Raw genomic sequence first — 12,154 nt, 5'->3', positions numbered from 1 at the left:
TTAATAGCTATTTTATTACGTTTTTTTGCACCTTATACCCGCCTGGGTGCATTTCATTCCTCCTGATATGCATTTCATTCCCAATTCGGATCACCAACCAGAGAAAGACTTAATATATAGATAGTTCAATTCAAGCCCCTTACCCATAAGCATCGAGAAACTGGTAGACAGCAACTCAGTAAATCTCAAAAGCTGACTCGAGTCAGCCAACTGAGAAAGCTGACGCTGCACATAGCCCGATATCTTGACGTACACGGGTACATTTCGCTCGGGAGACACCACATGAGTGATACAAATACCAAAACTATAAATAGCAATACCCGCTGGTTTACGCTACTCGGCACCGTTATCACCCAACTCGCTTTAGGCTCGGTTTATACCTGGAGTCTGTTTAACGGCCAACTTTCCGAAAAATTAGATCAACCCATCAGCCGTGTCGCATTTTCATTTGGCCTGCTGAGCCTGGGGTTGGCTGTCGCCTCATCTCTGGCAGGTAAACTACAAGACAAGTTTGGTGTACGTAATGTAGCTATCGGTGCTGGCGTATTGATGGCGATCGGTTTCTTCCTCACCGCTCACTCCAATAATCTGATCATGCTTTATCTTAGCGCAGGTGTATTGGTCGGACTGGCAGATGGTGCCGGTTATCTGATGACACTTTCTAACTGCGTAAAATGGTTCCCAGAACGTAAGGGCCTGATCTCTGCCTGCGCCATTGGTTCCTATGGTTTAGGTAGTCTCGGCTTTAAATTTATTTGTACCTACCTGCTAAGCATCTATACCTTGGAAAACACCTTTATTATCTGGGGTTGCTTAACCATGGTAATGATCATCATCGGTGCGATGATGATGACCGAAGCGCCGAAACAAGTTGCAAATGCAAATACTAATCAAGCAGATAGCAAAGATTTCTCTCTGGCTGAAGCTGTGCGCAAACCACAATACTGGATGCTGGCACTGATGTTCCTGACCGCTTGTATGAGCGGCCTGTATGTTATCGGTGTCGCTAAAGATATCGGTCAAGGCATGGTGCATTTAACCGCTAGCACTGCGGCTAACGCCGTTACTGTGATTGCAATTGCGAATCTAAGCGGCCGTCTGGTTCTGGGTATCCTGTCTGACAAAATGGCGCGTATTCGCGTTATCTCTATCGCTCAGGTTGTTTCCTTAATCGGTATGAGCATCCTGCTATTTACCAATATGAGCGAAGTCACCTTCTTTGCTTCCATTGCCTGCGTAGCCTTCAGTTTCGGCGGTACCATCACTGTTTACCCATCGCTGGTAAGCGACTTCTTTGGTCTGAACAATCTGACCAAAAACTACGGCCTGCTGTATTTAGGTTTCGGTATCGGTAGCGTGCTTGGTTCTCTGATTGCTTCACTGTTCGGTGGTTTCATCATCACCTTCACCGTTATTGCCGTGCTGCTGCTGGTTTCTTTGTGCTTGTCCGTCACTATCCGGTTACCGAGCAAAGAACAAGAAGTCCGTGTAGAACTTCAACACGTATAACGGCACGACAGATAATATCTCTGCTACTGACATTATCTAATATATCGACTGAATATAAACGGGAGCCTTGGCTCCCGTTTTTTATTGCGCAGAAAAAATTGCTCTTTATTTAAACTAAAACTAATCCCTATCGAATTGCACTTATGGTATTTGTATAAAAAACATTCTTTTCATTTCTTTATCGTTATAATAGCAATCCTGATCATTTTGCTTAACAAGTCAATACCAGCTCATAGTTCAGCCAACGTCAAGAACGGCGTTATATAAATCCATTGGTGATCGTCATCACGGACTTATATGCCAAATATCTCTATTATCGCGCTTTCTTTGATAATTCAGCATTAAAACTAATCCCAATAAGCGTAAACTGCTGCAAAAAATAACCCGTACCGGATTGGCTTTTATTTAAGAGGTAAAATGGACACTTCACGCACAGAAACACTCACATCCTCCCAAACACTTGATAATAAAGCCTGGCGTAAAACTGACACTATGTGGATGCTGGGGCTTTACGGTACCGCTATCGGCGCAGGCGTGCTTTTCCTGCCAATTAATGCGGGTGTTGGCGGTTTAATTCCTTTGATTATCATGGTACTTCTCGCTTTTCCCATGACATTCTTTGCCCACCGGGGATTAACGCGATTCGTATTATCAGGTAAGAATAAAGACGGTGATATTACCGAGGTAGTGGAAGAGCATTTCGGTATTTCCGCTGGTCGACTGATTACTTTGCTTTATTTCTTTGCAATCTATCCTATTGTGTTGATGTATAGCGTAGCCATCACCAATACAGTAGAAAGCTTTATCACCCACCAATTACACATGAATGCCCCGCCCCGCGCACTATTATCCTTGATTCTCATTGTTGGCCTAATGACTATTGTGCATTACGGTGAGCAGCATATTGTCAAAGCGATGAGTATTTTGGTTTATCCTTTTGTCGCTGTTCTAATGGCATTAGCGTTATACCTGATCCCCAATTGGAATAGCGCTATTTTCGAGAATATTTCGGTATCGGGTGAAGGCGCTGGCAGTGGGATGTTAATGACGCTGTGGCTGGTGATCCCGGTGATGGTGTTCTCATTTAACCACTCACCAATTATCTCCTCTTTTGCTGTGGCTAAACGTCAGGAATATGGCGATGAAGCAGAAAAGAAATGCTCTAAAATTTTAGCTTACAGCCATCTGATGATGGTTATTACCGTCATGTTCTTTGTCTTTAGCTGCGTACTGAGCCTGACACCAGCTAATCTGCTGGAAGCTAAAGCACAAAACATTTCGATTCTGTCCTATCTGGCAAACCATTTCTCCAGCCCGCTTATCGCTTATATCGCGCCGTTGATTGCCTTTATCGCCATCACCAAATCCTTCCTCGGCCATTATCTTGGTGCCCGTGAAGGCTTCAATGGTCTGGTCATCAAGGCGATGCGCAGCCAAGGTAAAGAAGTCCGCCTCAGCTCGCTCAACCGCGTTACCGCCCTCTTTATGCTGCTGACCACTTGGGCAATCGCCACGTGGAATCCAAGCATTTTGGGAATGATCGAAACGCTGGGCGGCCCGGTCATCGCCATGCTGCTGTTCTTGATGCCGATGTATGCCATTCGCAAAGTCCCTGCTATGCGTAAATACAGCGGCCACATCAGCAACGCATTTGTCGTCCTCGTCGGCTTAGTCGCCATCTCCGGTATTCTCTACAGTCTCTTCGGCTAATCCATAAGCCCCCCAGTCACTTACTCAAGTAAATGACTGGGGCGAATAAGTGCAGCCAACACCCCCGCAAATCGAAGTATGAAGGGTATACCCAAAATAATTCGACTTACAGGTAGGCGGCAAACGCATAAGTCCCCAGGAGCTTACTCTAGTAAGTGACTGGGGCGCGTAAGAGCAGCCAACACCTCTGCAAATCGAAGCATAAAGGGTATACCCAAAATAATTGGAGTGGCGCCAAGGCGGCAAACGAACGACAAATCAGTCTGGAACTGATTTGAACAGCGCTTTGCGCTGGCCCGCAGGGTGAGCCCCAAGGATGGGGCTCATAATCCCGATGAGCTTACTCAAGTAAGTGATTCGGGTGAGTGAGTGAAGCCAACGCAGGAGCGACTTCAAGTATGAAGGGTATTTACATAGAGATGCCTAACCTTACCTATCGATGACATAACCATACAAACGGTTTGATATCTTAAATCCATCGAATGTTGTGTGTGTTGTGAAGTAAGTAGTAAGTCTGTCATCCCTGTGTATGAAACCCTGTAGTATGTAGTACCCCTGTTATTTGCCCGCTTTCGAGCGGGCCTTTTTTTGCCTGCTATTCAGCCACGGCGCTATTCTCACTCCTGATATCCCAAAGGCAGCCAACGCAGAAGCAACGTCAAGTATGACGGGTATATACCCAAAATAATTGGAGTTGCCTCAAGGCGGTAAGGGAGCAAATCCCGATGAGCTTACTCTGGTAAGTGATTCGGGTGAGTGAGCGTAGCCAACGCAGAAGCAACTTCAAGTATGACGGGTATAAAAACCAAAAGGCCCGACAGTTGATGTCAGGCCTTTTAGTTTTCCCCCTTCCCGGCGCTTATCTCCGGCACTCGTTAAAAACGGCGTTAGCTCTGCAAGGGGATGTTTCTTATATTACACAGTAAAATTGGCCAGATTTAACGATTCTTGCGCTATGAGGCGTTTCATCTTGCCGCTATTTTGGGTATGGTTGCGCTGTTTTTATCAGGAGATAACCATGAGCGAAGAAGTTCTATCTAAAAGAATCGACCAACTTGAGCGAGTCAACCGCGAGTTACTGGTGCAAGTTTCGGCAATGCGCATCCTATTTGGTAGCGCTGGCAACACGCTAAACGCCCAGTTTGAAAACAGCTTTACCCTCGGTGTGCAAGGTTTTGTCGAGCGTGAGAAAGCCGCACTTGGCGCAGCAGAACTTGATGATGCTTCGAAAAAATTCAGACTTGATGTTCTGGATTGCGTTGCGTCGCTGCTGCCGACTACATTGTAATTGCGCTAAGACCAACTCACTTACCCCCGTTCGGCCTGAAACGACAGATTTAGGCCGAATGACAATTCTTGCTCAACACGCCTATCAATCCTTGTTGGAATCCGTGCCTTTAAAGTTGATCTGTGCTGCGCATTCCTGTCACTCTGCGACTAACCAGAAAACATTCAGGAAGCAATCATTGTGAGATTGATTCTATGGGCCTGCGTCGCCGTATTGCTGTTCACCCTGCTTACCGATTGGAAATTTATCGGCGAAATAGTCTTCGGTTGATGCTCAAGGCCAAGACACACAGCCAGGGTTGTCACCATATCTATGCAATAAAGCAGCTCATCAATTCCCACAAAGTTTGCAATGTTGATATCATCAAGATAAACCGTCGATAAATGCTCGACTTTTTTTGTGACGAGCATCTCTTAATGAATATTTTCTTATAGCAATTTGCGCTACTATGACTCGCTATATTTTTTGGGAGTCACAATGAAAGTTATTGTTGTCGTTTGCGCGATCGTCGCAGCGTTTAAATTTGCCGCGGATTGGAAAATCATGCTGGCTATGGCAATCAATTAAATAAAAAATGACACTATGTGAGCAAAAGTAAGGCATTACATCGCACTTTTTAACGCTGATATACCATAAAAAAACCCGCTCAATGGCGGGTTATTTTTTGGGCTAATTTAACTGCTCCGGCTGGTGCCTTCTTCGCTATCGTAAACTTGCCCTGCTGTACACTAACATCCTACAACGTAAAGTTGACGGAAATATTACAGTGCGACAACGTTAACTGCTGATGGACCTTTAGCGCCGTTCTCAATAGAGAACTCAACTTTTTGGCCTTCATCAAGAGTTTTGAAATCGTTGCTCTGGATAGCAGAGAAGTGAACGAACACGTCTTTGCTGCCATCTGCAGGAGAGATAAAACCAAAACCTTTACCAGCGTCAAACCATTTTACTAAACCAGCCATTTTATTAGACATAGGAAATTCCTTCATTATTTTATACGCGCCATTAGGCACAAAGTGGTCTGTTTCGAGTTATTCTTATTGGGCACTAAAGAAGGAAATTCGCGGAGAAGAAATATCTAATGAGGATACGCTAATACAGTGAACAACTTTACTAAATGGCTTTCATAAGGTCTGTAGTACAAACCGATGGCGCTATTAACGCATTGCTTTCATCTTTAAGCAAGCACTATTTTAATACTTATTTTCTTATCCGCTGAAAAATGGCAATAATAACAGGCAAGTCAATATTGCCCTGTTCAAGCATCATCGAGAGGACGCTATCATAATGGATGTTATTAATTTACAAGAAAAACGCGCAGCGAAAACGCCAAAACTGACACGAGCACAATGCATCATTCTCACCGGTTTTACCGGCATTTTACACGGTGAATTCGAGTGGTTTCATGAAGATCTAGAAAAACGCCTGGGTCGAGAAGTACAAACTTCTGAACTCGGCTACCCAGAATTTATGGACCAATGTAAGGCATTATACGAAGAGGCTTTTAACCAACTCATGCCCGAATAAACCACTCGCTTCTACCTGCCGTTTTCGCTGTCGTCTCACGGCAGCTTACGCAATAATTTTGCCGGATTTCCGGCATACACACCTTTTTCGACTATCGATTTCACCACCACGCTTCCGGCACCAATCACACTACCGCTGCATATTTCTGCAGCCAGAATGGTCGCACCACTGCCAATAGAAACATTATCGCCAATGCGGATAGTAAGCCACTGTGAGGAATCGGCATTAGGTGCGCCTTCTTTAAATAGATCGTTGGCAAACGTCACGCCATGCCCAATAAAACAGTCGTTACCGATTTGCACATCCTCACAAATAAAACTGTGCGATTGCACCCGCGTACCGGCACCAATCCGCGCATTTTTCTGGATCTCAACAAACGGCCCAATAAATACTCTATCCCCCAACGTGCAGCCATAAATATTGGCGGGCTGATAAATTGTCACCTCTTTGCCAAGCACCACATCCCGCACCGCAACCTCACGCAATACTGCGTCATGACTCATCAATTGATCCTCATGAAAATAGTGTTTTGGGCTGCCTGTACGCCAGTAAACACTTGAGAAAATTATCGTATTACTAGATAAAGCAATTAAATCCCAACGGGATAATTCGTCTTATTCAGCAACTGCGCCCGTGCCCCCATCGCGAAATTGACTAACGCACTAAAATCACTGCCCTGATAACCAAATATTTTGCCATCGGTACGTAATCCTTGTAGATCAATCAATACCACGCCAAGCGTTGGAACGATCTTTTCACACCAGATAAACAGATACAGCTGCTCAGCAAGTTTAACGTAATAACAGCGGTCCACATCGGCCAGACCTTGCTCTACGCCCTGTAAGCAGTGCCAGGCATAAAAATTTTCGTTCAGATAGATATGTTCATAACATTCACTTGGATTATAGCGATAAAGATTACGCATCCCGATTAACTCATCGGTTGGGTGATGTAAGCGCCAATCGTCCTGATACGGGCGATTCAACGTCGCAAACTGCATATTTACCTCCACCGCCGTTAAAGGCAGACCTTTCTCAACACGGCTAAAAGCGTCCTTACGCACTTCCACCTCATCAGGTAAACGGCCATAAATTACCGTACAGCTTTGCTGGTGCAAATCGCATGCTAACGAGATGCTTTGGTTGGCAGAGAGCGGATCGAGAAAATCGATAAAAAGGATATCGTCTCGTATACTGGTTACGCGATAAAAAACCTCTGGCCCGTTATTCCAATTTAATCTGTTACCCTCGCTAAAATGGCAATGCTGCATTTCTCCATCTGGAAAATAAATATCCCACCGCTGGCCTGCTAAATGAGTATAAAACGGTAATGCGTAGCTTTCTGGCGCAAATCCTTCTGCCAGCGCACCAACTTGAATAAAAAACGCCTGATTATTCATCGAGTTTCCCCTAGCTATTCATAATATAAAATCATAGATAAAAACCCATGCCATATATAAAAATAAGAGTTATCGTCACTTATCATCGAGCGATGCGCTGTCTTCTGGTGTTCAATACCGACAACGAGAAAGTAATATCATTTAAAATCAAAATGATAAATAAAATTAAAAATATAAGCCAACCACAACATAACATGAGTTCGAGTCACTGACGCCGGTTATTATTGGAATAAGCATCACGTTATTAACATATTAAAAGGCCCGCAACTTGTATTCCCCCTGCAAAGGCAGCTACATATTTAAATATAAAATAGTAACTCTGCATTCCATTTAAACTTATATCCACACGAATTTGGAAAAATTATTAAATCGACAAATTACTTATCGCAAAGTGATGAATAAATATTAAAAAACCCGAGAACCAAGGAGCACATAAGATGAGCAGAAGAACTGGTTTTTTCTTCGATGAATATTGTTTCTGGCACAGTACCGGCCTGCACGCGGTGATGCTTCCGGTTGGTGGTTGGGTACAACCGATGGCCGGATCGAGCCACGCAGAATCTCCAGAAAGTAAACGGCGTATGAAGAATTTGATGGATGTGTCCGGGTTATCCGACCAACTTGATTTACGCAGCGCCGCGCCCTGCGATGAAGAGGCACTGCGCCGTATCCATCCTGATCACTACCTGCAACGTTTAAAAACCGTCAGCGATCAAGGCGGTGGCATGCTAGGTATTGAAGCGCCAATGGGGCCGGGAAGCTATGAGATAGCCAAACTCTCCGCAGGGTTAGCTTGCGCCGCAGTCAACGCGGTATGGCAAGGCGAACTGGATAATGCTTATTCGCTGTCACGACCACCGGGACATCACTGCTTACCCGATCAATCTATGGGCTTTTGTTTTTTAGCCAATATTCCAATAGCAATAGAGCAGGCCAAAGCCAAATATGGTTTACGGCGCGTGGCCGTGGTCGACTGGGACGTGCATCATGGCAATGGCACCCAACATATTTTTTGGCAGCGTGACGATGTGCTAACGATATCAATACATCAGGATGGTTGTTTCCCTTCCGGCTATTCTGGAGAACAAGACCGCGGCGGCGGCGCAGGAGAAGGCTTCAATATCAATATTCCACTGCTGGCAGGCGGCGGCCATGATGCCTATCTCTACACCTTCGATAAGATAGTGGCGCCCGCACTAGAGCGGTTTAAGCCAGAGATAATTATTGTCGCCTGCGGCTTTGACGCCAACTCAACCGACCCACTCGCACGAATGCAATTGCACAGCGACAGCTATCGCGAGATGACTAACCGTCTGCTGCAACTGGCTGATCATCTCTGTGGCGGAAAATTGGTACTGGTCCACGAAGGCGGGTATTCCGAAGCTTACGTGCCCTTCTGCGGTCTGGCAGTAATGGAAGCGTTAAGTGGTATTCGCACCAAAGTCGTTGACCCGGTGCTAACGTTTATTAAGGAGCAACAACCGCGAGAGGATTTTAACCAATTTCAGCGCAAAGCGATTGACCAACTGGCTTTGCAATTTGGTCTGTAAGCAGAGAAGGATTGAAAAGTGGGTAAGCTTACCTAGCCGTATATTTTGGAGATAAATACGCCCCAATCACAATACGGCCAGGCTGTTTGCACGCACCAGAGAACGGATTACTTAGCCGATACCGCCAGCGCAGTGCCTGCGGCGATAAAGATCCCGCCGGTGCTGCGATTAAGCATCTTCATACGTTTAGCGTTGCCAAACACCGAAGAGAAACGTCGCCCCGCGCAGGCATAGAAAAACATAATACTGCAATCTAATACCATCCAGGTCAGCGCCAGCAGAACAAACTGCAAGGCTTGAGGCGCATGAGTATCGATAAAGTTCGGGAACAGTGCCGCGAAGAACAACAGGTCTTTCGGGTTACTAATACCCACCATAAAACCTTTGCGGAACAAGCTAAAGCGCCCAGGCATCACCGCTAAGGCTTCGAGTTCTGCCGGTGTGTCCTGCTCTTTCGAACGCCATGATGAAATACCCAGCCACACCAAATAACATGCGCCGACAATTTTCAAAATGGTAAATGCGGTAGTAGAGGCTGCCAAAATCGCGCCCAATCCCAGCGCCGAACAGGCCATCAAGGTCATCGCTGCCAGCACACCGCCAACCACGGTGGCAAGTGCGCGTGAACGGCCGTAGCGCAGCCCATGAGACATACTAATCAGCGCCGATGGCCCCGGAATGGCGATAAGCACCAAAATAATCCCGGTATAGGCCAACCATAAATTCAAGTCCATTTCTTTCCCTACATCAATCGATAAGATAAAGCAGCCCGCCGCGTCGATGACGCCACGAAGCGGATATTTAAAAGCCCGCTATCTTACAGAAATTCAACTTTCCATTCCCAGATAATTTTAGGCAACCAGTATTTGGGATTTATCTATACCAAAAATAATTGAAGTTGCCTCAAGGCGGCAAGAGAGTGCATCCCGATGAGCTTACTCAGGTAAGTGATTCGGGTAAGTGAGCGCAGCCAACGCAGAAGCAACTTCAAGTATGACGGGTATAAAATCATATTGATTGGGGATAGCGGCTTGAATACTGGGGCTGAGCAAGAGAAAATACCCTATCTGTCAGCCAGAGCTTGCCTTGCCTACCGTTATGCCAACAGCCAAACCGCGCCGTCCTCACGGACGATGGACCTACTACATTCTGTATGAAGATATCTTGTGGCCCTGCCCGGTTAAATGGGAGTGGGAAAGTGGTTACGGCGGCTGGCTGCCCTTCTACTACTCCCCCACGCTAGAATTTGTCGCCGGTGACCCGGATAAGGCGATTAAAGTCGGGAAAGGACGTTGAATAATAGGATGGTTGGTTGTGTAGCAGTGCACCCAGCATTAAACAGGTTATCTACTCGCCGCTTTTTCTAAGCTGCCTGTACGGCAGTGAACGGGCTTCTTGAGATGGCACCACTTAACTTTTGTTTCTAAGCTGCCTGTACGGCAGTGAACTGTAATCGCTGAGCGTCAGCGTCAAATTGATGATTTCTAAGCTGCCTATACGGCAGTGAACGACCAAACATCACAACGCCACCGCCGATTCCCTTTCTAAGCTGCCTATACGGCAGTGAACTCGAGCAAGAGCGCGCAATTGCCGAGGCGCAATTTCTAAGCTGCCTATACGGCAGTGAACATCAAACATGACATCTGCGTCAGCAGAGTACGTTTCTAAGCTGCCTGTACGGCAGTGAACGAGGATGCATCGTTCGACACTGAGAGCGATATTTTCTAAGCTGCCTGTACGGCAGTGAACGAATTGGTGCTGCAACAGTGGGGTAGCACGTCTTTCTAAGCTGCCTGTACGGCAGTGAACTTTACCCACTTCCGCCGCATAGCCACTAAACTTTTCTAAGCTGCCTGTACGGCAGTGAACTTATGTGGTCGCGATGATGGTTTAGGTGCATCTTTCTAAGCTGCCTGTACGGCAGTGAACTCGTTGTTACTGTTTCCGTATGTACCGTTTAATTTCTAAGCTGCCTGTACGGCAGTGAACATAAATTTCTGTCAATTCTATTTGCGGGAAGATTTCTAAGCTGCCTGTACGGCAGTGAACAAACACAGCTGTGGCAGACACAATTAGCATTATTTCTAAGCTGCCTGTACGGCAGTGAACTTTTACGTTTCCAGGTACCGGGAATACCCTTTTTTCTAAGCTGCCTGTACGGCAGTGAACTTGCATTTGTCACGGTAAGACCAAGGCGGATCTTTCTAAGCTGCCTGTACGGCAGTGAACTCAACAAATGATCGATGGCGGTCACGCCGTCTTTTCTAAGCTGCCTGTACGGCAGTGAACGCGCATAAAAGGCGATGGTCAATACCCCATGTTTTCTAAGCTGCCTGTACGGCAGTGAACCTGTTAATCTTCCGATTGCATTCCCGACCGCATTTCTAAGCTGCCTGTACGGCAGTGAACTTTGAGCAACGCGAATATGGATATCTGCATTTTCTAAGCTGCCTGTACGGCAGTGAACAGGGATTGAGGCTGCGTGCTGATTAGCGAGGCTTTCTAAGCTGCCTGTACGGCAGTGAACTTTCGTAACAGCCCTATATCCATCATCTCACTTTTCTAAGCTGCCTGTACGGCAGTGAACGGATTAAGCGTAAAGGAAGCCATTTGCTATCTTTTCTAAGCTGCCTGTACGGCAGTGAACCCGCACTGGTTAGTGCGTCAAAAACGGCTTTGTTTCTAAGCTGCCTGTACGGCAGTGAACATAGTGATCGACTGCCCAGGACATGCTAAACATTTCTAAGCTGCCTGTACGGCAGTGAACACGATCGCTAAGCCATCACCGGTCGCTAGAATTTTCTAAGCTGCCTGTACGGCAGTGAACGCTCGGCTATCTCATCAAGGTGATTGAGTGGTTTTCTAAGCTGCCTGTACGGCAGTGAACTGGCGTTCATGTATCATGATCGCTTGCACAAATTTCTAAGCTGCCTGTACGGCAGTGAACAATGACTATGTAACCGCTGATGATGATTTTATTTTCTAAGCTGCCTGTACGGCAGTGAACGTGATCTGATGGGACTGACCAGCGCCTTTGAATTTCTAAGCTGCCTGTACGGCAGTGAACCCTAACAGCGCTTTCATGCCGGTATACTGTTACCAACGGTGCAAAAGTGATCCACCCCAACGGTTGAAATCTGATCCAGGGGTTAATCTGCTCTCCTGAACAAG

At 46.2% G+C, this 12,154-nt stretch carries 10 protein-coding genes and 1 CRISPR repeat array; of the genes, 6 read left to right on the top strand and 4 right to left on the bottom strand.

From position 1 onward, the window contains the following. The first annotated feature begins 282 nt into the window (after positions 1-282). From ACL9RG_RS15055 to ACL9RG_RS15045, 3 genes are all read left to right on the top strand, one after another. Positions 283-1,509, top strand: a complete 1,227-nt coding sequence (locus ACL9RG_RS15055) for an L-lactate MFS transporter (RefSeq protein WP_422793438.1) — start codon at positions 283-285, stop codon at positions 1,507-1,509. 417 nt (positions 1,510-1,926) lie between these two features. Beyond that, complete coding sequence (locus ACL9RG_RS15050) at positions 1,927-3,219, top strand: HAAAP family serine/threonine permease (protein WP_422793437.1); 1,293 nt, start codon at positions 1,927-1,929, stop codon at positions 3,217-3,219. A gap of 1,018 nt (positions 3,220-4,237) precedes the next feature. Beyond that, positions 4,238-4,507, top strand: coding sequence for a hypothetical protein (locus ACL9RG_RS15045; protein ID WP_422793436.1), 270 nt, complete (start codon positions 4,238-4,240; stop codon positions 4,505-4,507). Positions 4,508-5,268: 761 nt separating this feature from the next. On the opposite strand, the gene cspE is transcribed toward ACL9RG_RS15045, so the two are convergent. Then, positions 5,269-5,481, bottom strand: coding sequence for a transcription antiterminator/RNA stability regulator CspE (cspE, locus tag ACL9RG_RS15040; protein WP_422793435.1), 213 nt, complete (start codon positions 5,479-5,481; stop codon positions 5,269-5,271). A gap of 313 nt (positions 5,482-5,794) precedes the next feature. Here cspE and ACL9RG_RS15035 point away from each other — a divergent pair, with 313 nt between their 5' ends. Beyond that, positions 5,795-6,034 carry a hypothetical protein gene (locus ACL9RG_RS15035; RefSeq protein ID WP_422793434.1) on the top strand — a complete coding sequence of 80 codons (240 nt, stop codon included), beginning with the start codon at positions 5,795-5,797 and terminating at the stop codon, positions 6,032-6,034. Between the two features lie 35 nt (positions 6,035-6,069). Here the strand turns inward: ACL9RG_RS15035 and ACL9RG_RS15030 are convergent, their stop codons facing one another. Together ACL9RG_RS15030 and ACL9RG_RS15025 are read right to left on the bottom strand one after the other, a co-directional pair. Next, a complete protein-coding gene (locus ACL9RG_RS15030) occupies positions 6,070-6,537 on the bottom strand; it encodes an acyltransferase (protein WP_422793433.1) in 468 nt (155 codons plus the stop codon). 86 nt (positions 6,538-6,623) lie between these two features. Continuing rightward, the gene (locus ACL9RG_RS15025; RefSeq protein WP_422793432.1) at positions 6,624-7,433 is read right to left on the bottom strand and encodes a MoaF C-terminal domain-containing protein; all 810 of its coding nucleotides are present in this window, start codon (positions 7,431-7,433) and stop codon (positions 6,624-6,626) included. 437 nt (positions 7,434-7,870) lie between these two features. On the opposite strand from ACL9RG_RS15025, the gene ACL9RG_RS15020 reads away from it, so the two are divergent. Further along, positions 7,871-8,983: a class II histone deacetylase gene (locus ACL9RG_RS15020; RefSeq protein WP_422793431.1), complete on the top strand. Its 1,113-nt coding sequence runs from the start codon at positions 7,871-7,873 to the stop codon at positions 8,981-8,983. A 107-nt stretch (positions 8,984-9,090) separates the two neighbouring features. Here the strand turns inward: ACL9RG_RS15020 and ACL9RG_RS15015 are convergent, their stop codons facing one another. After that, positions 9,091-9,717 (bottom strand): LysE family translocator, encoded by a 627-nt coding sequence (locus ACL9RG_RS15015; RefSeq protein WP_422793430.1) that lies wholly within the window; start codon positions 9,715-9,717, stop codon positions 9,091-9,093. 364 nt (positions 9,718-10,081) lie between these two features. Between ACL9RG_RS15015 and ACL9RG_RS15010 the strand changes: the two genes are divergently transcribed. Beyond that, positions 10,082-10,279 (top strand): hypothetical protein, encoded by a 198-nt coding sequence (locus tag ACL9RG_RS15010; RefSeq protein WP_422793576.1) that lies wholly within the window; start codon positions 10,082-10,084, stop codon positions 10,277-10,279. Positions 10,280-10,343: 64 nt separating this feature from the next. Then, positions 10,344-12,050: a CRISPR direct-repeat array (repeat unit 28 nt; unit sequence TTTCTAAGCTGCCTGTACGGCAGTGAAC). Positions 12,051-12,154: the final 104 nt, after the last annotated feature.

It is taken from the genome of Rouxiella sp. Mn2063, from assembly GCF_049319665.1.
Taxonomy (GTDB): domain Bacteria; phylum Pseudomonadota; class Gammaproteobacteria; order Enterobacterales; family Enterobacteriaceae; genus JBMOUD01.
Note: the sequence above shows the minus strand (reverse complement) of the source record. Positions and strands in the feature narration are given on the sequence as shown.

Bases quoted from the DNA above. Each gene is read 5' to 3' on its own strand.
- ACL9RG_RS15055 (WP_422793438.1), top strand. From the start codon at position 283: ATGAGTGATACAAATACCAAAACTATAAATAGCAATACCCGCTGGTTT.
- ACL9RG_RS15050 (WP_422793437.1), top strand. From the start codon at position 1,927: ATGGACACTTCACGCACAGAAACACTCACATCCTCCCAAACACTTGAT.
- ACL9RG_RS15045 (WP_422793436.1), top strand. From the start codon at position 4,238: ATGAGCGAAGAAGTTCTATCTAAAAGAATCGACCAACTTGAGCGAGTC.
- cspE (WP_422793435.1), bottom strand. From the start codon at position 5,481: ATGTCTAATAAAATGGCTGGTTTAGTAAAATGGTTTGACGCTGGTAAA.
- ACL9RG_RS15035 (WP_422793434.1), top strand. From the start codon at position 5,795: ATGGATGTTATTAATTTACAAGAAAAACGCGCAGCGAAAACGCCAAAA.
- ACL9RG_RS15030 (WP_422793433.1), bottom strand. From the start codon at position 6,537: ATGAGTCATGACGCAGTATTGCGTGAGGTTGCGGTGCGGGATGTGGTG.
- ACL9RG_RS15025 (WP_422793432.1), bottom strand. From the start codon at position 7,433: ATGAATAATCAGGCGTTTTTTATTCAAGTTGGTGCGCTGGCAGAAGGA.
- ACL9RG_RS15020 (WP_422793431.1), top strand. From the start codon at position 7,871: ATGAGCAGAAGAACTGGTTTTTTCTTCGATGAATATTGTTTCTGGCAC.
- ACL9RG_RS15015 (WP_422793430.1), bottom strand. From the start codon at position 9,717: ATGGACTTGAATTTATGGTTGGCCTATACCGGGATTATTTTGGTGCTT.
- ACL9RG_RS15010 (WP_422793576.1), top strand. From the start codon at position 10,082: ATGCCAACAGCCAAACCGCGCCGTCCTCACGGACGATGGACCTACTAC.